This window comes from Corynebacterium sp. ACRPZ, from assembly GCF_022346205.1.
GTDB classification, from domain to species: Bacteria; Actinomycetota; Actinomycetes; order Mycobacteriales; family Mycobacteriaceae; genus Corynebacterium; species Corynebacterium lehmanniae.
Window position 1 is genome coordinate 1 of record NZ_JAKRMR010000010.1, and the last position, 24521, is coordinate 24521.

A 24521-nucleotide genomic window follows, 5' to 3' on the forward strand; every position below is an offset into this window, starting at 1 on the left:
GCGCTGAGTTTCGCGGCGTTGGTGGCGGTGTGACCGGCCGAGCAGCCGGCGAGCGTCGCCGCAGCGAGCGTGGCTGCAGCTGCCGCGGTTGCGCGCCGAGGTGCGTCCATGGCTGAACACTGTATAGGGTGCGCGGCGCTGGGCCCGAATGCGCGGGTGGGATTGCTCAGGGGAGTTTGCAAACTGCTCCGTGGTGCGGGCGGACTACCCACCCAGTTCCTTGCGACGCTCATTCTCCATGTGAAGCTGAACCGCCCGCTCCTTGCGCCGCCCCTGCTCAATCTGATCAAGGACCTCCTCCTGCGCCATGTCGATGCCCGCAACACGGTAGGCGACTACCGTCAACGCGGCGGCAACCGGGATCGCCACAAGGACCTGCGGCATCTGGAAGGCGAACAAACCGACGAGCATCACACCGAGAGCGACCGTGTACACCAGCCACAGCGTTTGATTCAAACGCTTCTTTTTCTCCAGCAAGGTGTCGAGTACAGTTTCCTCGGGCTGCGCCGAAGACCCTGCTGTGCTCGCAGCATCGGGAAGTTCAACGAACAAAGCATTGAGTTCAGCGCGGGTGCGCGCAACTGCTGCCTGCGCGGTGCGCTGACAGCGTGGACCACGGCCCGCACGGCCGCCGGGACTTCGTAGCGTTCGCTGCGCGGGTGGTGCCTCGCCGCAAGATTCACGGTCCAACGATCCCGCCCATATGACTCATGAACGAACCGTGCGTCGCTGATCCGCAGATAGATCTGTCCGCGCTCGAGCTGCGACGCGTTCACTATTACCGGCGAAAATTCGATTTCCATTCCGTCGCGCATACGTATACGACGCAGCGAAAACTCCTGCAGTTCCTACAATCTCCACATGCGAGAGATCGAGATCACCCGCGGCGGCTTCACCGTCTTCGCACGCGTCGTCGGCGATCCGGACGCCCGGGCGCTGCTGTACCTCCAAGGCGGGCCGGGCTTTCCGGCGCCCCGCGAGCGCTTCGAGTGGGTGAACGTGGCGCTTGCCCGCGGCTACCAGGTTGTGCTGTTGGACCAGCGCGGCACCGGTAGGTCCACAAGGGTCGACGCCGCGACACCCGAGCTTATCGACGCTAAAGTGCTCGCCAACCTACGCGCCGACGAAATCGTCGCTGACGCCGAGGCGGTGCGCGAGGAGCTGGGGCTCGACCGCTGGGATGTGCTGGGACAGTCGTTCGGCGGGTTCTGCCTGCTGCACTACCTGGCCGCGCGCCCGGAGAGGGTGGGCAGGGCGTTGTTTACCGGAGGGTTGGCGTCGATAAGCAAAGGCATAGACGAGGTGTACTGGGCGACGTTTGCGAAGCTGAAGCACCGCCACCTGCAGTTCAACGAACAGTATCCCGCGGCCGAGCGGATGGTGCGCGAAGTGTGCCGCCACCTCGAGGCGCAGGAGGAACTGCTGCCCACCGGCGAGCGGCTCAGCGCGCGGCGGCTGCGCACCGTGGGCATCGAGCTGGGCCGCGAGGGCGGCTTCGAGTCGCTCGCGCGTCTGTTTGAGGCGCCGTTCCACGCTAACGGCAGGCTCCGCACAGACTTCCTGGCGGCGGTGGGGGATCGCGTGAGCTTTGCCAAAGGGCCGCTGTACGCCGCGGTGCACGAGTCCATCTACGGTGGCACCGTGCCGGGGGCGACGGCGTGGGCGGCCGAGCGGGTGTCCGCCGAGCTGGACGGCTTTGCACCCGACGCGAGCCCCGATGATGCGGAGTTTTACCTCACCGGCGAGCACATCTTCCCGTTCCAATTCGCCGAAGACCCGGCGCTGCGCCCATTTTCGGCCGCCGCCGATGCGCTGGCGCAGAAGGACGACTGGTCAAACCTCTACGTGGGCTTGGCCGGCGGTCACGACGCGTACGCGGCGGTCTACACCGACGACATCTTCGTTCCGCGCGAGCTTTCGTTGGAGACCGCGGCGCACATCGGCGCGCAGGTGTTTGAGACCGACAGGTTCCAGCACGACGGGCTGCGCCGCCACGGTGGGGCGGTGCTGGGCCGCTTGCTGGACATGGCGGGGATGTAATTAGCGGTCCTCTTCTGGGGAGCTGTAGCCGTCGGACCACTCGCCGGTGGCATAGTCGTAGCCAACGGGTTCGCCCTGCTCGTCGGTGCGGCGATACCAGCCGGTGTACTCGTCGGAAGTGGAGTCGAAGGTGGCGCCGGCGCCCCTGCCTTCGGCGGAGGGTTCGATGGCAATTTCGAAGTCGTCGCCGTACTCCTCTATGCCGCGCATGACAGCAGATTTCACGGCGTTTCGCGCGTACGAAGTGCGGATGGCCATCGGGTCGGTGGACAGGTCTTTGATGAAGGAATACACCAGCAACAGGATGAGAGTGTCCGATTATTTGTGTGCGGGGGCTTGGGTTACAAGTAGTCCGCGAATCGGCCGGGGTACGCCACGGCTAGTTGGTTGATGGCTTGTTTCCATCCGGTGGCTTTCGCTCCTTCAATATAGCCGTTGCGTTCGATGTCACGTTTCGCTTTCTTCGCTCGCTGGGCAGCGCGTTTGTCTTCGATGTTGCAAATCATCAACCACAGCGTTTTCAGCGCCGCGGTGTCGTTCGGGAACTGGCCGCGGTTGCGGGTGGCTTTGCGCAGTTCAGAGTTGAGCGATTCGATCGAGTTGGTGGTGTAGAGCACCCGGCGTGCGGCCGGCAGGAACTGCAGAAACGGTATGAACCGCTCCCAGGGGTCGCGCCAGACTTTGACCGACTGCGGGTATTTCTGGCCCAATTCTGAGGCCTCGAAGGCGTCTAAGCCGGCACGGGCGGTGTCTTCGTTTGCGGCCGTGTAGACCTCACGTAGCGCCCGGGAGACAGATTTGCGGTCCTGGTAGGACACCCACCGGTTCGCAGCCCGAATCAGGTCCACAATGCAGGTCTGCACCATAGAATTTGGCCAGGTTGTCTCCACGGCTTCCGGTAGACCTTTCAGCCCGTCGCAGCACACGATGAACACGTCCTGGACACCGCGGTTGGCCAGATCCGCGCACACCGATGCCCAGAATGCAGCGCCTTCGTTGTCGGCGATCCACAATCCCAGGATGTGCTTGATGCCGTCCATGTCGACACCAACCGCCATGTAGCAGGCTTTGTTGACCACGCGGTGGCCGTCACGGATCTTGACGCGTAGCGCGTCGAGGAAGATCACCGGGTAAAACTCGTCGAGCTGGCGGTTTTGCCAGATCATGACCTCGTCTAACACCGCATCGGTAATGGTGCTGATCGTATCCGGGCTCATATCCACCCCGAGCGTGGTCGCGAGGTGATGCTGGATATCGCGCACTGTCATCCCGCCGGCGTATAGCGAGACGATCATGTCGTCGAGTTCTGTGAGCCGGCGTGCGCCTTTGGGCACCATCGTTGGAGCAAACGTGCCGGCACGATCCCTCGGCATGGTCACTTCCAACGCGCCGTAGCCAGAATTAACGGTCTTGGTGTACGACCCGTTGCGGTGATTGCTCTCCTGTGCGGTTTCCACCCGGGCCTTCGCCTTGCGGTCGGAATGGCCGTATCCCAAGTGCGCATCCATTTCCGCTTGCAGACCAGCGTTGATCGATGCCTGCAGCAGGCCTTTGACCAGGTCGCTTGCATCATCAGCGGACGTCGACAGCTAGCTTATCAGGCTAGCCAGCTCAGGATTTTCCATCAGCTTCTCGCTGATCTCGTTGACCCTCGCCGGGTCGTGGCCTTTCTTCGGTGACACCGTAGTCATTATCGATGAAACTCCTTCTAGATCAGAGCCTCACACACAAACTTCCTGACACTCCCAACAGGATCACCACCGAGAACGGCAGCGCGGACAGAATGGTGAGCGATTGCAAGCCGGACAGGGCATCCTCGCCGCCGGTGAGCAGCATGACCACGGCGATGCCCATCATGGCGAGGCCCCAGAACACCACCACGAGCTTGTTGGGCTCAGGGTCGCCCTTGGACGACATGGAGCCCATGATCACAGATGCGGAGTCGGCGGAGGTAATGAAGAACACCGACAAGATACCGATGAGGACATATGGGGTGACGTCGGAGAGCGGCATTTCGCCGAACATGTTAAAGAGAACCTGTTGCGGGGTGGCGCTGCCGTCGAAGCCTTCCCGGCCTTCGCGGGAGAAGGTGATCGCGGTGCCGCCAAAAATATTAAACGCGCAGATGAGCACCGCGGTGGGCACGAGCGTGGTTGCGACAGCGAACTGGCGCAGGGTGCGACAGCGGGAGATGCGCGCGACAAACATGCCCACGAACGGCGCCCAGGCGATCCACCAGGCCCAGTAGAAGGCGGTCCAGGCGGATTGGAACTTCAGGGTGTCTTCGCCCCAGGACAGCGAGCGCGACGCCATGTCCAAGAAGCGGTCGGCGTAGGTGAGCGTGCCGGACGGCAACAGATTCATCAGGAACAGTGTCGGCCCGGTGGCAAAAATGAACAGGATCGACGCGGAGGTCAGCGAGATGTTGATGTTGGACAGGATTCGGACGCCTTTGCCAACCCCGGAGACGGCGGAGATGACGAACCCCAGGGTGAGGACACCCATCACGGTGAGCAGCACGCCCAACGGCGCCGACTCGCCGCTGCGCATGATGGCGATTCCCTCGCCGATCTGCAGGGTGGAAATGTCCAGGGAGGCAGCGGTGCCGAATAGGGTGGCGACAATCGCGAGGATGTCGATGACAGTGCCTAACGGGCCAGAGCGCTTGACCATCGGCGCGAACAAGGATGACATGAGCGTGGGACGGTCGCGCCGGTAGCAGGAGTAACCCATGGCGGCACCGACGAGGGAATACACCGCCCACGGGGAGATCCCCCAATGGAAGTCGGCCTGGGCGATCGCCTGGTGCAATGCTTCGTCAGTGCCGCCTTCGACGGTCAGCGGCGGTGGATCGAGGTACATGGCCAACGGTTCGGAGGGGCCGAAGAAGAAGATCCCCACGCCGATGCCGGCAGAAAACATCATTGCGACCCACGAGAAGAAGGAGTACTCCGGCTCTTCGTTGTCTTTGCCCAGCCTGATGTTGCCGAAGCGGGAGAATGCCAGCACGGCCATGATGACCACGCAGGAGACAAGGATGATGTTGAACAGCCAGCCAAAGTTGCGCAGACCCCAGGACAGCGCGCTCAAGGAGACGGCGGAGACTTGCTGCGGGGCGGTCACGCCCCAGATCACGAACGCGAGGATCGCCGCGGCCGTGATGCCGAAGACGACCTTGTCCAATCCGAAATTGTGTCGGGACTCTTCGACGCTGATGCCGGGGACGAGCCCGGGGTGCATGTTGTCGGGGTAGATGCCCTGCGCGCGATGGATGCGCATGGGGCGGGCGCTGCCTGTCGACGGCCTCTGGCCGCGCGGCGTTTCGGCGGCCATCTGGAAACTCCTTTTCGTGAGTGGCGGTTAGCTGGGCAGCGTATCTGCCGCGGACGGGTACGACGGCTGCGCGCCGGGCCGGGTGACTGAGAAGGCACCGACGCGGCAGGCGAAGCGGGCGGCGTCGGCCATGCTGTCGCCTTCGATGATGCGGTGGCAGAACGCGCCGGCGAACGCGTCGCCCGCGCCGACGGTGTCCACCGCCTCCACCTTCGGGGAGTCCATGTGGGTGAGCTCGCCGTTTTCGGCCACGACGGCGCCGGCGGAGCCGAGCGTGAGCACCACGGAGGCGAACCCCGCGCCCAGCAGGCGGCGCGCCAGGTCCTCCGGCGTGCCCGCGCCATCCAGGCCGAGCTGCTTGAGGATCAGGCCGGCTTCGTGCTCGTTGGCCATCAGCGGGTTGGCGTTCACCAGCGCCTTGCGCGGCACGTCCACCACGGGGGCGAGGTTGACCACCACGCGCCCGTGCGCCAGCTCCACGGCGCGCGCGAACCCGTCGGCGGGGATCTCGCCCTGCAACAGCACCAGCTCGGCGGTTTCCACTGCGTCCGCGTGCCGGTCCACGAACTCCGCGTCCACCCGCGCGTTCGCCCCCGGCACCACCAGCACGGTGTTCTCGCCGTTGGCGGCCACGGTGATCACGGCAAGGCCGGTGACCTCGGCGGCCTCCTCGACGTGGGTGAGGTCGACGCCGGCTTCGTGCAGCAGCGCGGTGGCGGGTTTGGCGTTGGCGTCGGTGCCCACTGCGCCGACCAGTGCCACCGGCGCGCCGAGTCGGGCGGCGGCGCAGGCCTGGTTCGCGCCCTTGCCACCGGCGGTGATGTCGCCACCGGCACCCATGAGGGTCTCGCCCGGGATGGGGTGGCGTTCAACGTTGACGGTCAGGTCGGCGTTGATGGAGCCGACCACGCAGATCTTCGCGCTCATGGTCGCCTATATTACGGCGGCGAGCAGCTCCTGGGTGTATGGGTGCTGGGGATTTTCCCAGATGTCGGCGGTCTTACCGTGTTCGACGATGCGCCCAGCCTGCATCACGGCGACGGTGGGGCACAGTTCGCGGGCGACCTTCAGGTCGTGGGTGACAAAGACGAGCGTGTGCTTGCCGACGCTCTCCCGCAGCAGGTCGAGCACCTGGTCTTGGATGGTGGCGTCGAGGGCGGAGACGGGCTCGTCGGCAAGCAAAATGTCCGGGCGGGGTGCTGCGGCGCGCGCGATGGAGATGCGCTGGCGCTGCCCGCCGGAAAACTGCGCGGGTTTGCGGCTGCCGGTGCCGGCGAGTCCGACGCGCTCGAGCATTTCGTCCGCGCGGGCCTGATCCACGCCCGCCTCGCGTATCGACGACCCCACATCCATCCGCGGGTCCAACGACGAGTACGGGTCTTGAAAGACCATCTGCACGTCGCCACGCACGTTCACGGTGCCGGCGGTGGGCTGGCGCAGTCCTGCGATGAGGTGCAACAGCGACGTCTTGCCGGAGCCGGACCCGCCGACGATGGCCAGGCGTTCGCCTTCACGCACGGTGAGGGTGACATCGTCGACGGCCATGGTCGCGCCGCGCTTCAGCGACACCCCGTCCAGAGTTACTACCGGCTCGCCGAGGGGGACCGGTCCAGCGGGCGCGCCGGGCTCGGCGGCCGCGGCGAGTGCGCGGGCGTAGTCGGAGTCGGCGTCGACGATGCGGCCGTCCTTGAACACGAGCACGCGTTCGGTCATGCGGCGCACCACGGAAAGGTCGTGGGAGATAAACAGCAATCCCATGCCGCGCTCGCGCACGAGGCGGTCGAGCAGGTCGAGAATTTCGGCTTGGACGATCGCATCGAGGGCGGTGGTGGGTTCGTCGCAAATGAGCACGTCCGGGTTTTGCGACAGGGCGAGCGCGATGAGCACGCGCTGGCGCTGGCCGCCGGAAAGTTCGTGGGGGTAGGCGTCGGGGCGGTCGACGCCGACGTCACGGAGCAGGTCGCGCGGGACGAGTTTGCCGATCTTTTTCAGCGGGTCGAGGGCGGTCATCGGCTCCTGGAACACCATCGCGACCTTGGTGCCGCGCACGCGCCGGCGCACGCGGTCGGGCGTGCCCACCATTTCGGTGCCGTCGACGGTGATGGATCCTTCCGCGGGCAGGTCGGAAAGCCCCATGATGGAAAGCGCGGTGACGGATTTGCCGGAGCCGGATTCGCCGATGATGCCCACGCGCTCGCCGGCGCCGACGGTGAGGGAGATGTCGTGGAGGATGCCCTCGATGTGCAGGTGCTTAACGACGATCATCAGCGTGTCCCAGAAGGTTGAAGCCCAGCACGGTCAGCGCGATCGCGGCACCCGGCCACAGCGCCAGATGCGGGGAGGTGGCCAGGTACGGCTGGGAGGCCTGCAGCATGCGGCCCCAGGAGGCGTAAGGCGCGGGCGCGCCGAGCCCCAGAAACGACAGGCCGGCTTCCGCCAGGATGGCCAGCGCGACCGCGACGGAGACCTGGGTGAGCACGAGCGGCCAGATGTTGGGCAGCACGTGCCGCCACGCAATCGCAGGGCCGGAGACCTTGGCGATGCGCGCGGCCAGGATGTAGTCGCGCTGCATCACCTGCAGGGTGCCTGCGCGCGCCACGCGCACGAAGGCGGGGATGCCGGCGATGCCGATGGCCAGCACGACAATCCAGATGGAGGCGCCGAACACCGCGGTGAACACGATGGCCAGCAGCAGCGCGGGGAAGGCCAGCAGCAGGTCGGCACCGGCCATGACAAACCTCGACGCGCCGCGCCGCATCCCGGCCCAGATCCCTAGCGGCACCCCGACCAGGCCCGACAGCGCGACCGCACCCACGGCCACGGTCAGCGTTAGCCGCGCGCCGTCCATGACGCGCGAGAGAATGTCGCGGCCGAACTGGTCGGTGCCCATCCAGTGCGTCGCGGAACTACCTTGCAAGCGCGCGGCGACCTCCGTCTGTAGCGGGTCGTAGGGCGTCCACACGAGCGACAGCAGCGCCGCGAAGGCCACCAGCGCGACGATCGCCGCGCCAACTTTGCGCTGCCAGCTCATGCCTGCCTCCGAATCCGCGGGTCCACCACCGTGTAGGTCAGGTCCACGATCAGGTTCACCACCAGGGTGAACGCCACGACTACCATCATCACGGTTTGGACGGTGGCCAGGTCGCGGTTGCCTACTGCGTCGAGAAGCATGGTGCCCAAACCGGGGATGGTGAACACCCGCTCGATCACCACGGCGCCCACCACCAGCGACGCGAGCTGCACGCCGACGACCGTGATCACCGGCAGCGCGGCGTTTCGAAGCGCCGAGGTGAACAGCACATTGCCTATCGACGCACCAAGGGCCCTGCCCGTCCTCACATAATCCTTGCCCATCTCCTCGCGCACCGCGGCGGCGACATAGCGCGTGAGGATCGAGGCCTGCACGAGCGCGAGCGAAGCCACCGGCAGCACCGCGTGCGCCGGCGTGCCCCAGCCGTTGGCCGGCAGCCAGCCCAGGCGCACCGAAAACAGCGCCACGAGCGCGATGCCGACCAGAAACGACGGCACGATGATGCCCACCTGCGACAGCGCCCCGACGACCGCGCCGTCGGGGGAGTGGGTGCGCCGCGCCAGGTACACGCCCACCGGCACCGCGACGGCGAGCGAGACCGTCATCGCCACAAGGGTCAGCGTCAGCGACACCCCGGCGCGCTCGATCACCGTGTCGGTGATGTCTTTGCCGGAGGACATGGAGATGCCGAAGTCGCCGGTGAGCAGCCCCGAAACCCAGTCGAAGTACTGCACCGGCAGCGGCTGATCCAGCCCGAGGCGCGCCGACAGTTCCGCGACGGCCTCCTCGGTGGCGGAGACCCCCAGCGCCACGCGCGCCGGGTCGCCGGGCACGGCGCGCAGCAGGGTGAAGATGACCACGCTGGCCGCGGCGAGCAGCAGCACGAAGCGGAGGATGTGTTTTGCCAGCGTGCGGATCATTTCTCCACCTCGTTCAGCGGCAGCGAGTCGGTGACCACGTTCGGGTCCAGGCCGGAAACGCCGGGGGCGTAGAGCACGATGTTCGGCGCGTTGGCCAGGGTCAGCGCCGCGGCGTCGTCCATGATCTGCTCCACAGCGCCGGCCATGTCGCCGGCGGCGATGCGCTCGCGCACCACCGCGTTGTCGTAGCCCAGGTAGTAGTCCGGGTTGCCAAAGAGCATGGGCACGTCGCGCGGCTCCACGTGGGAGACGATCGATGCCTGGTAGTCGTGGCCCTTGAGCACCTGGTTGAGCCAGACCGCGGGGAATTCGACGGTTTCGAGGCGCACGCGGAAGCCAACGGCGCGAAGCTGCGAGTAGATCAGCTCGCTCGCTTCTTGTGCGTACGGCCGGTTTGGCACGGTGATGGTGATCTCCGGGGTGCGCCCCGCGAGCAGCTCGCGCGCCTTGTCCGGATCGAAGGGGTAGAAGTCGCGGCCCGGGTACCAGGGGTCCGTCGGGGGCACGGGGGCGCCGCCGGTGTCGGTGGCCAGGCCGTTGTAGACCACCTCGTTGACCGCCGCCCGGTCCACCGCGTACGCCACGGCGCGGCGCACGTCAGGGTCGTCGAAAGGCGCGCGGGTGTTGTTCATGGAAAGCAGCACCTCGCCGTTGGTGGTGCCCACCTCGACGCGGATGTCCTCGGGCAGCGTGTCTATCAGCTGCGGCGCCTGCATGCCCCACACCACGTCCGCGTCGCCCACGCGCAACGCGTTGACGGCGGAGACCGGGTCGTCGAAGTAGCGGATCATCCCGTCGCGCGCGACGTCGCCGCCCCAATAGTCCTCCCGCGCGTCGAACTCGATGGCCTCGCCCACATCGAAGCGGGCCACGGTGTACGGCCCGGTGCCCAGGGGAGCGGTCGCAAGCTTGTCGACGCCTGCCGGTGTCATCATCGCCCCCGTCAAGGTGCCCATGGACCACAGCCACGCGTCCTCAGCAGCGGTCCCGCCCTCGACGGTCACGCGCAGCGTCCGCTCGTCCACCACCTCGACGTCTGTGACCGGATCCATCTGGGCTTTCAGCCCGTTGGTCCACTCATTTTGCACGTAGTGGATGGAAAACGCGGCATCGTCCGCAGTAAACGGTTTGCCGTTGGCGAAGGTGACGCCGTCGCGCAGGTGGAAGGTGAACGTGCCGCCATCGCGCTCCACACGTTCGGCGAGGTGGGGCACGGGGGCACCGGAGGCGTCGATACGCACGAGCGTTTCGTAGACATTGCCCACGAGCGCCTGGGGCGCGGCCGCGCCGCCGGTGGTGGTGAAATCCAGCCCGGCCGGTGCGCCGGAGGCGGCCACGACCACGTTGTCGCGCGGCGCGGCATCACCGCAGGCGGCCAGGGGGAGGGCCAAGGCGACGGCGGCCACCAGACTCCTTGCATGCATGTATGAAGAGGTTAGCGGATCTCTGATTCCGCCTGGAACCACAGCGGGGATGAGTGCCCGCGCACGTTGTTCAGACCGAAGGACAGCTTGTCCACGCGGAAGGTGTGCACCGCGGCCTCGAGCACGTCGCCGTTGTGCGTCAGCGCCTTGATCTTCACGCGCAGCACCGGGGCGCCTTCGGCGATGCCCAGCTTGCCCGCGACGTCGGCATCCGCCTGCTCGATAGTGAAGGCGCGGGAGATGTTGTTGAAGTCCGCGCCGGCGCGGATGAGCTCGCGGTGGATGGACTGCTCGGAGGTGTCCACGGATTCGATGACCTCCGAGAGCACCGGCAGAAACGCCATCTGCTCAATCACCATGGGCTCGCCGTCGGCGCTGCGCACGCGGCGGACAACGAAGACCTCGTCGCCGGGGGTGATGCGCATGCACTCCGCCAGCTCCTCGCTGGCGGTGTCCAGGCCGAACTGTTCCACGTCCTCGCTGGGGTCTTTGCCCATCCGGAATATCCAGGAGGTGTTGGACAAAATCTCCTCGAACGTCTCGGTGCGCGTGTTGGACAGCACCAGCGAGCGGCGGCCGCGGCCGGAGGACAACAACCCCTCGGCGCGCAACGTGGCCACAGCCTGACGCACCGGCCCGCGGGAGGTGTTGAACTGTTCGCACAGCTCCACCTCGCTGGGCAGCGACTCGCCGGCCGGAATGTGGCCCGCGAAGATCTCATCACGCAGGTAGTCCGCGATCTCCTCGTGCTGCTGCGGGCGGCGGAGTGGGCCGGTAGGCAGTTGCGCCATGTGCAGGATCACGTCCTTTTTCGACAACCGGGTATGTAACGACACCCGATACTAAACCAGCCGACGAATAACTCCTATTAGTTGGAGGCCTGTCCCGATTAACCCCAGGCTTCGGCGAGGATTTCCATGGACCGGCTCACCTCGTCGTGGCTGCCGGCCTGCAGGGAAATCATCAGCTCGTCGGCCTGGGCAGTCTTGCGGAACGCCTCCAAGTACTCGGCGACCTGCTCGCCGGTGCCCTCGGCGGTGTAGCGCAGCATGTCGATGATCTGGCGGCCCTGGTAGGAGTTGACCACGGTGTCCAGCTGGTCGTCGGAAAGCTGCTTGCCCTGGCGGCCCATAAACGCGCGCACGCGGTTGCGGTGCACCACCTTCGTCTGGCGCTTCGCGTCCTCCTCGCTCTCGGCGGCGGTGACGTTGACCGCGGCGATGCAGTACGGCTCCGGGTGGCGCTCGGACGGCTGGTAGTTCTCGCGGTAGTAGGCGGTGGCCTGCTCCAGGTGCTGCGGGGCGAAGTGGGAGGCGAACGCGTACGGCAGGCCCAGCTGCGCCGCCAAAGAGGCGCCGAACATGGACGAGCCCAGGATGATCAGCGGCACGTTGGTGTTAAAGCCCGGCATGGCAGTCACGCCCGGCAGCGGCGAGGTGTTGGACAGCCACGCCTGCAGCTCCTGGACGTCCTGCGGGAAGTTCTCGGCGGCGCGCGGGTCGCGGCGCAGCGCCCGGCCCAGGGTCTGCTGGTCGGTGCCGGGCGCGCGGCCCAGGCCCAGGTCGATGCGGCCGGGGTAGAGCTCCTCCAGCATGCCGAACTGCTCGGCGATGACGTACGGGGAGTGGTTCGGCAGCATCACGCCGCCGAGGCGGATGCGGCTGGTCTTCGCACCGATGTGGCTGATCAGCACCGCCGGCGAGGAGGAGACGATGCTGGACATGTTGTGGTGCTCCGCGTACCAGATGCGCGAATAACCTAAGGCCTCCGCCTGCTGGGCGAAGGCCACGGAGCGCTGCGTCGCCTCGCCGACGGATTCGCCGGGGTAGCGGGTGCAGAAATCGATGAGAGAAAGTGGGGCGTTCATGCGCCCCACCGTACTAGTCCTTGGCTTGCAGAACGGGGACAGCGTCGCCCTCCGCCGAGAGGTCCTCGCCCTCGACGGATTCCATGGTGCCCGGGATCATGGCGGGCTTGGGGCGGACAAAGTCCACGACCAGGCCGATGACGAAGGCGATGACCACCGGCACGACCCAGCCGAGCCCGGCGTCGAACATCGGCGCCCACTGCACGATCGGGGTCAGGGCATCAGCGCCCCACTCCAGCGAGATCAACGTCTCGATCGAGGACCACACCACGGCCGTCCACAGCGGCAGGAAGAACGCCCAGCTGAAACGGGTGCGGGCGCGGAAGGCCGGCTCGATGAGCGTCAGCGCGATCAAGGTGATCGCCGGCGGGTAGAGGAAGCCGATCACCGGCGCGGCGATAGCCATGACGAACTCCAGGCCCTGGGTGGCGATCACCATGGACGCAACCGCGAAGATGACGGCCCAGACGTGGTAGGAGCCGGGGAACTGCTCGGAGAAGTACTCGCCGGTCGCGGTGATCAGGCCCACCGCGGTGGTCAGGCAGGCCAGCAGCACGATGGCGGAGAACACGGCCTGGCCGGCACCGCCCATGGTCAGGTTGGCGGCCTCGGCCAAAAGGCCGGCGCCGTTGTCGAAGTCGCCGGCGTTCGGCATGACACGGCCGATCAGGCCCAAGCCGATGTAGACTAGGCCCAGCATGATGCCTGCGCCGACACCCGCGGCGATGGTGCCGCCGACCAGCTCCTTGCCCTCGTTGAAGCCGCGGTGGCGCAGGGTGGAGATGACCACGATGGAAAACGCCAGCGCGGCGATGGAATCCATGGTGAGGTACCCCTCGAGCAAGCCGGCGGTCAGCGGGCCGTCGTCGTACGGCTCGTTCGGCGCGGCCGGTTCGGCGCTCCAGCGGAACGCGGCCACGGAAATCATCACGACCAGCAGCACCAGAAGCGCCGGGGTGAGGAACTTGCCCAGCTTCTCCATGATGGTGGTGGGGTTCCAGGACAGCGCCAGCGCGATGCCGAAGAACAGCACGTTGAACACGCCGGAGGAGGCGAAGGACTCGAAGCCGAACAGCGGGGTGATCGCCGTTTCAAAAGAGACGGCTCCGGTGCGCGGCAGCGCGTAAAACGCGCCGATGGACAGGTACGCCAGCACCGGGAAGACCACGCCGAAAATCGAGCCGGCGCGCTGCGCTAGGTCGCGCAGGTTCGAGCCTGACAGCGCGATGGCGATCACGGCCAGCACCGGCAGCAGGGAGGCGGTGGTGAGGAAGCCGAACAGCGCCGGCCAGAAGTTGTCGCCCGCCTCCACGGCCAGCATGGGCGGGAAGATGAGGTTGCCCGCGCCGAAGAACATCGAAAACAGCGCCAGCCCGGTGACGACGATCGCGCTGGTGGAGCGCTTCGAGCCGCCTTCGGGCTGTGATGCCACTGTGGAACCCATGGTCGTTCCTCTCTAGTTGGGTTGAAGTTCCCTAGAGTCTAGACCAACCGACCGCTAGATGGGAACAGGGTTCCATGAAGTGGGATGCTAAAGCTTTGCGACGGCTCCGCCCATCCGCCGCACCGCTTCCTCCAGGATCTCCGGCGAGGTGGCGAAGTTCAGCCTTGCGCGGTGCTCGCCGCCGGGTCCGAAGTCCACGCCCTCGTTCATGGCCACCTTCGCGTGGCGGCGCAGCCACGCGGCGGGTTTTTCGTCGACAAGCTTGGTGTTCTTGAAGTTCAAAAACATCAGGTAGGTCGCCGCCGGCACCTCAATCTCGATGCCCGGCACCGCCTTGGGCAGGTTTTCCACCAGCCAGTCGCGGTTGGCCTTGAGCTGCGCGATCTCCTCGTCCAAGAACTCGCGGCCGTGGTCGTAGCAGGCCTCCGCCGCAACGATGCCCAGGGTGCCCACGCCGTCCTTGGCCACGCCCGACATCGCGTTCCAAGTCTTAACGTCCTCGTCGTTGGAGAAGATCATCTGCGCGCACTTCAGCCCCGCGACGTTCCACGCCTTGGACGTCGCGGTGACCGTGATGCACACGTCCGGGTTGTTCGCCGCGGCGCAGACGTGGGTGCCGTCGTAGACCAGCGGGGCGTGGATCTCGTCCACGATCACCCGGGCGTTGTACTTGCGCGCCAGCGCGCAGACCTCGTCGAGCTGCGATTCGGTGAACACGTAGCCGCCCGGGTTGAACGGGTTAGTCACGATGATGCTGCCCGCGCCGTTTTGGAACGCGGTTTCCACTTCTGCCAGGTCGAGGCCCCCGGCGGAGCTGACGTCGACACGCTTGCGGCCAGCGACCTCCGCAACATCCAAGAAGGGGAAGTAGGCGGGGACCGGGACCACCACATCGCCCTCGGTGAAGTACTGGATGGCCAGCATCACGCCGCGCACCACGTCCGCGACCGGGAAGATCCGCTCCGCGTCCGGGCGCCAGCCGTAGCGCTCCGCGTAGAAGTCGGAGACGGCCTCGCCGAGGCGGTGCGCGTGCGGGGCGGGGGTGTAGCCGAACATCTCGCGCTCGGCGGCGTCCACGATCGCCTGCTTCACAGCGGGCGCGGTGGGAAAATCGCTCTCCGCGATAAACAGCGGCAGCACGTCAGGGTTGAACTGCGTCCACTTCCTCGTGCCGCGGGCTTGCAGGGTGCTTAGGTCGGGGAATTGCATGGGGCCTACGGTAGCCATCATCTTCTCTGCGTTGGGTCAGCGCCCACGCGGCGAACACCGCGGCGGCGAGCAGCGTCCACCACACCACGGACGACATGACCCAGTCGCCGAGCACCCGGTCGCGTCCGGCGATGGTGTCCATGTTTTTAAACTGCGAGTGCGGCACGAACACGGTGGAAAGGCCCAGGTAGGTGAGCATGGTCAGCAGCGCGGCAACGTCGCGGCGGCGCCACGCGAACTCGCCGATGATGAACACGCCCGGCAGCATCCACGCCCACGCGTACGGCGGTGCCCAGGAGGAGACTGTCAGTGCCGCGAGCGCCAGGCTGACCGCGCCCATCGGGGCCTCGCCGCGCTGAATAAAAACGCGGGCGGCGTAGATCAGCGCGCCGCCGACGACGAGCACCGCGAGCACCCACAGTGCGCTCGCGCCGTCTGCGCCGGTAAACCGCTGTGCGGCGCCGAACAGGGTGAGGTTCTGGGCCTGGGAGAGGTCGTAGCGCTCGCCGATGTGCCACAGGTAGTCGGTGAAATACGCGGCCGTCATGCCCGGGCGCGCCACCGCGCCGAGCGCGGTAAAGGACGCGAACGCGCCGCCCATCCAGCCGAGCGCCCGGTAGTCCTTGCGGAACAGGAAATACAGCGCGAACACCGCAGGCCGTAGGGTGAACGCCGCGGCGATGCCGGTGAGCATTCCCTTGGGCACCCAGCGCTGGAATTGCGCGGGGCGGGTCCACCACAGGTCCGTGGCCACGAACGCTACGGCGAAAATGGCCAGCTCGCCGTAGTAGAAGTTGAACCGCACCGGGTCCCGCCACAGCACCGCCGGCAGCAGCACCGTCGCGCAGGCGACCGGCGACGGCCACCGGAAACGCCTGAACAGCAGGTAGATAATCCACCACACCGCCAGCGTGCCCGCGATGGTGTGCAGCGCCTCCCACGTGCCCATCTCGCCCGCGCCGAGCAACCTGCCAAACAGCATGGTCACCGGCGGGTGCAGGAAGTAGTCCTGCCGCCCGTCGGGGTAGCTGAACGCCACCGAGTAGATGTCCGGTTCGGCGAAGAAACCGTCGCCCGCCCCGCGCAGCATCTGCAGGTGCTCCAGCGGGTGGAACACGCCCTCATACGCTGACAGCATCGGCGATTCCATCTTGCGCCACCAGGCTGTTGCAAACGTGCACAGCACCGCGTAGGCCACCAGCGGCGGGAAGGCCACGAACTGGGTGAACCGCAGGGGCTTTTGCCTATCGACGAGCACGAATCCCCGCGCCTGCACCCACATCACAAACACCACCAAAATCGCCCACACGACCAGGCTGGACTGCGCCAAGTCGCGCACGGTGTACGAATCCGGGGTGGTGGACATCGGGTTCAATATCTGCTTGTGCGGGATGAAGATCGTCGAAATGGTCAAATACACCGCCACCAGAAACGGCGGCCACGGGTTGGCGTTGCGGATGCCGCCGACGACCATGATGATGCACAACGGCACCACCCACACGTAATGGTGCTGCCAGGTGATCGGAGCGACGAGCAGCGACAGCAGCGCGACGCACATCACCGCTGCCTCGTTGGCGCGGGCGGCTAGCAGGCGTCGCAAGGCCAGCAGCGCGAGCGCGATGATGCCGGCGAACATGATCGCGGTGAAGTAGGTCTGCGCCGCTTCCGGCACGTAGCGGGCCACCAGGCCGCGTGCGGACTGGTTGTGCGAGCGGTTCAGCCCCAGCACGCCGGACATCTGCCCGATCTGGGTGGTGAAGTAGTACGCCAGCGCCTCCGGTTTTAGCGCACCCGCAACACCCAGCGACATCACGCCGGTGAGAAACGCCGCGGCCAGCGCCTTCCAGTTGCGCGTGAAGATGAAGTACAGCCCGAACAGCGCCGGCGTCATCTTCACCGCGGCCGCGATACCGGTGAGCACTCCCGTGGGCAGGTACTTGCGCTTCGGCGAATCCCACCACAGATCCGTGAGCACCAGGGCCATGAGCACAATGTTGACCTGGCCGTGGTGGAACGTGTTGTGGACCGGGTCGACCCAAAACGCCAGCGGCAGGCCCACCAGCGCCCACTTGCCGGCGTCTTCAATGCGGCACTTGCGCAGCGTAAGCGTGATCACCCACCACAGGGCTGCCAGCGACACCAGCGAAAACACCACCAGGCCCACCGTCTCCCCGAACAGCGTCAGCGGCGAGAAAAACAGCAGCGACGACGGCGGGTACGAGTACGGCAAATCGCCCGCCGTACCCGTGTTGATCAGGGACTCGTAGACGTTCGGGCTCGCCCAGAACGCCTTCGCGCCACGGTAGTAGACCAAAAAGTCCTCCACCTCGCGCCGGTCCGTGCTGTAGAAGGGCACGTAGCTGTGCTGGTACCAGCCGATCAGCAAACTCAGCAGGCACAGTACGAGCGCCACCGCCATCATCGGCACAGAGAGGATTACTTTTCGCACAAATGGGCATACTAGGGGGTGAGCGCGCCGCCCGCGTTGTCCGCGTCGTTTTCCTCATCCTCGTCGTCGGCGCCGTCGACGTGGAACCCGAACGCCTTGAGCCGCTCCCGGTCCGCGGCCGACGACGACGCGGTCAGGCGCAGTAGCTCGGAGTAGATGCCGCCGGAGACGGCCAGCTCGGAAGGCGAGCCGATTTCGTCGACGTGGCCGTCGCGAAGCGTGATGATCGTGTCCACGCCCGCGATGGTGGACAACCGGTGCGCGATCATGATGGTGGTGCGTCCCTCCATCAGCTGGTCCAGGCCGGCCTGCACGGCGCGCTCGGCCTTGGTGTCCAGGGCGGAGGTGGCCTCATCCAGGATCAAAATCGGCGCGTCCTTGAGCATCGCGCGCGCCACGGCCACGCGCTGGCGCTGCCCGCCGGACAGGCGCAGGCCGCGCTCGCCGATGACGGTGTCGTAGCCGTCGGCGAACTTCATGATGAACTCGTGCGCGTTCGCCCGCTTCGCCACCTCCACGACTTCCTCCAGCGTCGCGTCGGGCTTGCCGTAGGCGATGTTCTCAAACACCGACCCGGAAAACAGCGCCGCCTCCTGGAACACCACACCGGTGGTGGCGCGCAACTTCTCCACGTCCAGCTCCGAGATCTCCTCGCCGCACACGCGCAGCCGGCCGCGGGTGATGGGGTAGAGGCCCAACAGCAGGTTCACGATCGTGGATTTGCCGCCGCCGGATTCGCCGACAAGGGCGATGGTTTCGCCTTCGTGGGCGGCGAAGTTGACGCTGTGAAGCACAGGCTCGCCCTCCAAATACTCGAAGGTGACGTCCTCGAACGCGATCACCGGCTCGCGCACCTGCAAAGGAGCCTGCTGCTTTGCGACGACCTCCGGCATGCCCGACGCCTTCGTCGCCTCGACGAGCTGCCGGTTCGCCGTCGGCTCGACCGGCTCGTCCATCACATTGAAGTAGTCGCGCGAGCCGGCGATGGCGCGCTGCGCGGAATCCACGATCCAGCTCATCATCGTCACCGGCTGGCGGGCCATGGTGACCATCTGGATGAGCATGACCATCTCGCCGACCGTGAAGTGCCCGTGCAGGGTGCGGGTGAACAGGATCAGGTAGATGCCCAAGAAGATCAGGTTCATGGCCACGCCGCGCAGGGTGTCCATGGAGTGCCACCAGCGCGACTGGGGGCGGGTGATGTCCACAGTGTTGGTGTAGTGGCGGCCGAACTTCTCCAGCTCGCGCACCTCGGCGCCGTAGGACTTGGTCACCTTCACCTGGCCCACGACCTCGGCGAAGCGGCCGTTGCCTTCATCGATGTTGGCGTTTTTCTCCTTCTCAAAGACCTGCCAGCGCTTCGACGTCAGCGCGGTGAGCCAGGTGTAGAGCGGGAACAGCAGCGCCAGCAGCACTGTCAGCGGCCAGTAGTAAAAGGCGGTGATGCCCAGAATCGCCACCACCTGCATCAGCATGGGCAAGAAGTTGTTGGTGAACGACTGGATGAACTGCGTGACGTTGGCGATTGAGCGGTCCAGCCGGGCGATGATGGTGCCGGTGACCTGGTTGTCGTAGTAGCGCTGCGGCAATGCCAGCAGCTTGGCAAAATACCGCGTGGACAGGATCTGGCGGATCCGCGCGACCATCACGTCGCCCAAGTAGCCGGAGACGTTGCGCAGCACCGAAGCCATGGCCTCGGCGGCGAACAGCGCCACGGCGAGCCAGATGACGGTTTGGGTGGGGTCGGGCAGGGAGGCGTCGCCAAGTTTGGCCACGATCGTGTCAGTCGCCTCCCGCAGCAGAAACGGGGTGACCAACCCTAAACCAGCCACCAGCGTCGACACCGCCACAACCGCGATATAGAAAGGCCAGAGGGCGGAAGCGCTGCGGACAACGCGCATCAAAGACTGCATAATTTCGACACCCTACTAGGGCTGTAAAGTGGTGCAGCAAAGCTTCCCACCGCGACAAAAGAAGAGGCGCACATGTCCCACTGCACCCGCCGCCCCAAGGCCGCCCTGGCCGCCACCGCCCTGGCAGCCGCCTTGGCGCTTTCTGCCTGCGCGGACGCCGAGATGGGGGAGGACACCATCAGCTCCACCCAGGTCACCGCCGCCGAGGACGCCCCGCAGGGCCAGGCCGACGACCGCATCGGTGTGCAGCGCAAGCCCTTCGAGGTCAACGAGGCGGAGCCGCTGGTCAGCGACGAAACCACCGGCGAACGCGTGAAGGACCCGGCGATGGAACTGTCGTACAAGTGGCAGGGCTCCTCGTACGCGCCGAACGGCGGCTCGGTCGTGGTGGTGGCAATCACCAACGAGTCGGACGCGCCGCTGCCGGAAGACGCCCTCGAGCCGAAGCTGCGCTACAACGTCAACTCCACCTCGAACCCGGACATGAAGGACGCGAAGTTCATGCCCATCGCGGAGGATGCTGGGGTGGACATTGTGGGCCTGGACCGCCCGCTGGGCCCGGGCGCGACCGTGAACGCGAAGTACCCCTTCGACGTGTCCACGGGCAACCTGTGGGACGCGGAGTTCACCATCGGCAACGTCACCTTCAAGGGCAACCTGAACAACTAGCGGGCGAACTGGGCGATCGCGTGCGGGTCCAGGGCTTCTGCGACGCGCACGGTTGCGAGGTCGGCGAGCTCGGTAGCGTCGTAAGGCTGCGGGCCCATGGGCCCGAAGAACTTTGCGTATCGACGATAGCTCCGCCCAATCCTCGCCGGCCGGTTTTCCGCCAACTCGTTGAGCTTCGCACGCGTCAGCGGCGCGGACAGCAGGTAGCGCACGATCCACTTGCGTTTCTCGTACGGCGCGCGCGGGAACACCGGATCCGCGGCCCACACCCGGCGGAACTCGCCGGCGTAGTGGTCGCGCCGGCACAGCCACAGCGCCACCGCGGCCTCCTCGCCGGCGCCGACGACGGTGATGTTGGTGGGGTCGCCGCCGAACGCCTCGATGTTTTGCTGGACCCAGCGCAGGGCGAGCTTGACGTCCGCGACGCCGCGGAAGTGCCCGATGGCGTCCGCGGCAAAGGGGAGGAAGCCTTCGAAACCGCGGCGGTGGGGCACGTGCACCTCGACGAATCCATCGCCCAGCTCGACCGGTTGTGACAGCCACACCACCACGGGGCAGTCCGTGCCGGGCCGCGCGCTAACCGGGGTGCTGATGGCAAGTGCGTTGGGGTTCGGCGCGGTGGCGTCGATAAGCAATCCCTGCTCCATGGGCGCCGGGTCGTCGAAGGGGCGCGCTTCGGCGAGGTAGGGGATGGCGTCGAAGACGCGTTTGCCGCCGCGGGCAGTGCCCACGATGGTGCCGGCCGCGCATGTGATTTCCGTTTCACCCATGCGGCAGATCGTATCCGCATACACTGACCGCCATGACAAACCCGCTTCTGACCCCCTCGACCCTGCCGTACAACCTGCCGGACTTCGCCGCGATCCGGCTGGAGCACGTGGAGCCCGCGTTTGAAGAAGCGCTGAAGCGCCACGCCGCGGAAATCGCCGACATCACCACGGCAGACACCCCGACGTGGGAAAACACCGTCGAAGCCTTCGAGCTGGCCGGCCAAGACTTGGACCGGGTGATGTCGTGGTTTTTCAACCTGCAGGGCACCGACTCCACCGACGAGTTCGACGCGGTGGCGGACCGCATCGTGCCGAAGTTGTCGGCGCACGTGGACTCGATCTACCAGAACGACTCGCTCTACCAGCGTATTAAAGGCGTCGAGGTGCCGGAAGACGCCGAGTCGCGCAGGCTGCACGACGAGCTGCTGCGCCGCTTCACCCGCCGCGGCGCGGACCTTGACGCCGCTGGCAAGTCGCGCCTGCAGGAGATCAACCAGCGCCTCAGCGAGCTGTCTGAGCGCTTCGGCCGCAACCTGCTCGCGGACACGAAAAAGCTCGCGGTGGAGTTTTCGCGCGAGGAGCTCGCCGGGCTTTCCGACGACCAGCTCGCCGCGTACGAGGACGGCGGCCGCTACGTCGTGCCGATCGAGCTGCCCACCACCCAGGCGCTGCAGTCGGAGCTCGAGGAGTCTTCCGCGCGGCACAAGCTTTTCGACGCCTCCCGCGCCCGCGGCCGCGACTCCAACCCGGCAATCGTGCTGGAGTCGGTGAAGCTGCGCCAGGAACGCGCGAAGCTGCTCGGCTTTGACACCCACGCCGACTACGTCATCGCGGAGGAGACCGCCGGCACCGCCGCGGCAGCGCGCCAGCTCATCGCCGACCTGGCGCCGGCGGCCGCCGCGAACGCCGAGGCCGAGCGCAAGCTCGCCGGGGAACTGGCCGGCGAGGAGCTCGGCGGGGCGGACTGGCCGTACTGGCAGGCCAAGCGCCGCGAGGAGGAGCTCGGCATCGACGAGGCGGAGCTGCGCAAGTACTTCCCGCTCGAGCAGGTGCTCACCGACGGCGTCTTTTACGCCGCGAACCTGCTCTACGGCATCACGGTGGAGAAGCGCGAGGATTTGGCCGGCTACCGCGAGGACGTCGACGTCTGGGAGGTGAAGGAGGAGGACGGCACCGGCATCGGGCTGCTGCTGACGGACTACAACGCGCGCCCGTCGAAACGCGGCGGCGCGTGGATGAGCTCGTTCGTGGACCAGTCTCACCTTGCCGGCACGAAGCCGGTGGTGGTCAACGTCATGTCGGTCAGCTCCAACCTGCTGACCATCGACGAGGTGACCACCCTGTTCCACGAGTTCGGCCACGCCCTGCACGGCCTGCTCTCCGACGTGCGCTACCCGTCGCATTCCGGCACCAACGTCCCGCGCGACTGGGTGGAGTTCCCCTCCCAGATCAACGAGAACTACGCGTTTGCCCCCGAGATCGCCCGCAACTACGCCCGCCACGTGGACACCGGCGAGGTCATCCCGGCGCCGCTTCTGCAGGCGATGGAGGCCTCGCGCCAATTCGGCCAGGGCTTCACCACCGCCGAATACCTCGCGGCCAGCGCGATCGACCTTGCGTGGCACTCGCTTGCGGACGACGTCCCGTCGGACATCAACGCCTTCGAAGACAACGTCCTACGCGAGTACGGCCTGAACGTCGAAGGGCTGGAGCCGCGCTACCGCTCCACCTGGTTCAACCACATCTTCGCCGGCGGCTACTCCGCGGGCTACTACTCCTACCTGTGGGCCGAAGCGCTCGACGCCGACGGCTACGAACTCGTCGCCGAGGAGGGAATCAACCGGCAGACCGGCGCGAAGTTCCGCGAGGCGATCCTGTCCAAGGGCTCCTCGCGCGACTACGCCGAGGCCTACCGCGCCTTCCGCGGCCGCGACAAGGACACCCGCCCGCTGCTTCAGCGCCGCGGGCTCGCTGGCTCCGACCTGTAGTTGCACAGGTTCGTGCTGTACAGTTCCGGGGAAACCGTTAAAAGACAAGACAAGGAAAGCTGCATGGCGAACGGTACAGTGCGACGCCCCCGCGTGGGCGCACGCGTCGCTGCGCTCGCCGCGGCGTCCGCGCTGGCAGCTTCTGGTCTCGTCGGTGGGGTGGAGGCGCCGGCGGCGGAGCGGCTCGTCGTCAAGCAAGGTGCCCGCATGTTCGTGGACAACCTCGGCAACGACAACCTCACCGCCTGCACCATCGGCTACAACGACTCGAAGCAGCGCCGCAGCTACACCGCCGGACACTGCGCCGACAACGGCAACTACGGGTGGCAAACCGGCTCGCTGGTCTACCTCGCCGACAGCAAGGGCCGCGAAATGACCACCCCTGCCGGCATGATCTACCCGGCCGCCGCCTACTACGGCGCCTCCAACGCCAACGACTGGGCGGTGATCTACTGGTTCAACGGCGTCGAGGTGGAGGCCAACCCCTTCGGCGGCGAGTACGTGCCCATCGAAGACATCGAGCCCGGCGAGACGCTGTGCTACCACGGCTACGCCTCGCACGGCGGCACAAACCGCGCCACCTGTGGGCCGTTCGTGGGCATGATCGAGAAAACCATCTACTTCGACGCCCCCGGCATGCCGGACTACGGCGACTCCGGCGGGCCGGTCTACGCGCCGGGCCGCGGGCTCGTCGGCGTGATGTCCGGGGCGAACGCGCTTGTGGACGAGCGCGGCGAGGAGGTCGTGGGCTTCGAGCGCGCCAGTTCGCTTCAAAGCGGCGCGCTTTACGACGACTCCCGCATCGACGCGTTCCTCCGCTCCCACTACGGTGCGTCGGCAAAACCGGCCTCGCCGAGCAAGAAAACGTCCACGCCGGCGGTGCCTACTCCGGTGCGCAGCACCGTGGTGAACCCGGTCGCGGAGGTCACGCGCGAGCCCGCGCCTGCCTCTGAGGCGCCAGGGGCGTCGCCGCAGACTCCCCGCGAGCCGGCGCCGGCCGTGACGTCGGTGTCCGGCAACACCATCCACATCTCTGGGCCGACGAAGAAAACCGTGGTGATCCCGGCCGCGACGTTGCAGCCGGCCATCCCGGTCGGCGCGGCGACGCCGTCGAGTGTGCCGAGCGAGGCGCCCGTCGTCACGCCTGAGACTCAGGAGCAAAGCAGCGAGGACACCGTGGAAGAGCCGCGCGACAACAACATCGCCAAAGCGCTGCTGATCACCCTCGGCGTCGTGGCCACCGTGGCGGTGCTGGTGCCGGCGATCGGCTACGCGATGGGCCTGATCTGATGAGCAGCGCCCTACTTGGTTGGGTGATGGGCCTGAGCCCCTGGCTGCAGGTCCCCGCGATCCTTGCCGCCGCCGCGCCGGTGTGCGCCGCGGCCGGCTACGCGCTGCTGCGCCTTGTCGACGGTGTCGCCCGGGCCACCGCGCGCCTGGTTTCCCGCCGCTAGCCCGCGGCGC

The 24521-nt window shown here is 66.6% G+C and carries 20 protein-coding genes and 1 pseudogene; 5 read left to right on the forward strand and 16 right to left on the reverse strand.

The window, feature by feature from the left end:
* Positions 1–204: 204 nt before the first annotated feature.
* The gene (locus tag MHX64_RS07795; protein ID WP_239356372.1) at positions 205–552 is read right to left on the reverse strand and encodes a hypothetical protein; all 348 of its coding nucleotides are present in this window, start codon (positions 550–552) and stop codon (positions 205–207) included.
* A 309-nt stretch (positions 553–861) separates the two neighbouring features.
* On the opposite strand from MHX64_RS07795, the gene MHX64_RS07800 reads away from it, so the two are divergent.
* Entirely contained in the window at positions 862–2040 is a 1179-nt protein-coding gene (locus MHX64_RS07800; protein ID WP_239356374.1) for an alpha/beta hydrolase, read from the forward strand.
* On the opposite strand, the pseudogene MHX64_RS07805 reads toward MHX64_RS07800, so the two are convergent.
* The 14 genes and pseudogenes from MHX64_RS07805 to MHX64_RS07870 all read right to left on the reverse strand — a co-directional run.
* A pseudogene (locus MHX64_RS07805) lies at positions 2041–2328 on the reverse strand (BCCT family transporter); the annotation flags it as partial. It lies immediately after the preceding gene.
* Between the two features lie 53 nt (positions 2329–2381).
* On the reverse strand, positions 2382–3629 hold the full coding sequence (locus tag MHX64_RS07810; RefSeq protein ID WP_239356489.1) for an IS256 family transposase: 1248 nt from the start codon (positions 3627–3629) through the stop codon (positions 2382–2384).
* A 124-nt stretch (positions 3630–3753) separates the two neighbouring features.
* Positions 3754–5319, reverse strand: coding sequence for a BCCT family transporter (locus MHX64_RS07815; protein ID WP_239356490.1), 1566 nt, complete (start codon positions 5317–5319; stop codon positions 3754–3756).
* 81 nt (positions 5320–5400) lie between these two features.
* Complete coding sequence (locus MHX64_RS07820) at positions 5401–6300, reverse strand: ribokinase (RefSeq protein ID WP_239356376.1); 900 nt, start codon at positions 6298–6300, stop codon at positions 5401–5403.
* Positions 6301–6306: 6 nt separating this feature from the next.
* Positions 6307–7638, reverse strand: coding sequence for an ABC transporter ATP-binding protein (locus tag MHX64_RS07825; protein WP_239356377.1), 1332 nt, complete (start codon positions 7636–7638; stop codon positions 6307–6309).
* A complete protein-coding gene (locus tag MHX64_RS07830; protein WP_239356378.1) occupies positions 7625–8404 on the reverse strand; it encodes an ABC transporter permease in 780 nt (259 codons plus the stop codon). Before MHX64_RS07830 ends, MHX64_RS07825 begins: the two co-directional genes overlap by 14 nt.
* The gene (locus MHX64_RS07835; RefSeq protein ID WP_239356379.1) at positions 8401–9324 is read right to left on the reverse strand and encodes an ABC transporter permease; all 924 of its coding nucleotides are present in this window, start codon (positions 9322–9324) and stop codon (positions 8401–8403) included. The genes MHX64_RS07830 and MHX64_RS07835 overlap by 4 nt, the downstream gene beginning before the upstream one ends.
* Positions 9321–10748 (reverse strand): ABC transporter substrate-binding protein, encoded by a 1428-nt coding sequence (locus MHX64_RS07840; RefSeq protein WP_239356380.1) that lies wholly within the window; start codon positions 10746–10748, stop codon positions 9321–9323. The genes MHX64_RS07835 and MHX64_RS07840 overlap by 4 nt, the downstream gene beginning before the upstream one ends.
* An 11-nt stretch (positions 10749–10759) precedes the next feature.
* A complete protein-coding gene (locus MHX64_RS07845) occupies positions 10760–11539 on the reverse strand; it encodes a GntR family transcriptional regulator (protein ID WP_239356381.1) in 780 nt (259 codons plus the stop codon).
* A gap of 98 nt (positions 11540–11637) precedes the next feature.
* Entirely contained in the window at positions 11638–12615 is a 978-nt protein-coding gene (locus MHX64_RS07850; RefSeq protein ID WP_239356382.1) for an LLM class flavin-dependent oxidoreductase, read from the reverse strand.
* 13 nt (positions 12616–12628) lie between these two features.
* A complete protein-coding gene (gene brnQ, locus MHX64_RS07855; protein WP_239356384.1) occupies positions 12629–14059 on the reverse strand; it encodes a branched-chain amino acid transport system II carrier protein in 1431 nt (476 codons plus the stop codon).
* An 87-nt stretch (positions 14060–14146) separates the two neighbouring features.
* Positions 14147–15268, reverse strand: a complete 1122-nt coding sequence (locus MHX64_RS07860; RefSeq protein ID WP_239356385.1) for a MalY/PatB family protein — start codon at positions 15266–15268, stop codon at positions 14147–14149.
* Positions 15201–17717, reverse strand: a complete 2517-nt coding sequence (locus tag MHX64_RS07865; RefSeq protein WP_239356386.1) for a glycosyltransferase 87 family protein — start codon at positions 17715–17717, stop codon at positions 15201–15203. Before MHX64_RS07865 ends, MHX64_RS07860 begins: the two co-directional genes overlap by 68 nt.
* 11 nt (positions 17718–17728) lie before the next feature.
* Positions 17729–19630: an ABC transporter ATP-binding protein gene (locus MHX64_RS07870; protein WP_239356387.1), complete on the reverse strand. Its 1902-nt coding sequence runs from the start codon at positions 19628–19630 to the stop codon at positions 17729–17731.
* A gap of 72 nt (positions 19631–19702) precedes the next feature.
* Between MHX64_RS07870 and MHX64_RS07875 the strand changes: the two genes are divergently transcribed.
* Entirely contained in the window at positions 19703–20299 is a 597-nt protein-coding gene (locus MHX64_RS07875) for a hypothetical protein (protein ID WP_239356388.1), read from the forward strand.
* On the opposite strand, the gene MHX64_RS07880 is transcribed toward MHX64_RS07875, so the two are convergent.
* Positions 20296–21069 carry a carboxylesterase family protein gene (locus MHX64_RS07880; protein WP_239356389.1) on the reverse strand — a complete coding sequence of 258 codons (774 nt, stop codon included), beginning with the start codon at positions 21067–21069 and terminating at the stop codon, positions 20296–20298. The two genes, MHX64_RS07875 and MHX64_RS07880, sit on opposite strands and share 4 nt — an antisense overlap.
* 32 nt (positions 21070–21101) lie before the next feature.
* Between MHX64_RS07880 and MHX64_RS07885 the strand changes: the two genes are divergently transcribed.
* From MHX64_RS07885 to MHX64_RS07895, 3 genes are all read left to right on the forward strand, one after another.
* A complete protein-coding gene (locus MHX64_RS07885; RefSeq protein ID WP_239356390.1) occupies positions 21102–23057 on the forward strand; it encodes a M3 family metallopeptidase in 1956 nt (651 codons plus the stop codon).
* 63 nt (positions 23058–23120) lie between these two features.
* Complete coding sequence (locus tag MHX64_RS07890; protein WP_239356391.1) at positions 23121–24347, forward strand: hypothetical protein; 1227 nt, start codon at positions 23121–23123, stop codon at positions 24345–24347.
* Complete coding sequence (locus MHX64_RS07895; RefSeq protein WP_239356392.1) at positions 24347–24511, forward strand: hypothetical protein; 165 nt, start codon at positions 24347–24349, stop codon at positions 24509–24511. The genes MHX64_RS07890 and MHX64_RS07895 overlap by 1 nt, the downstream gene beginning before the upstream one ends.
* Positions 24512–24521: the final 10 nt, after the last annotated feature.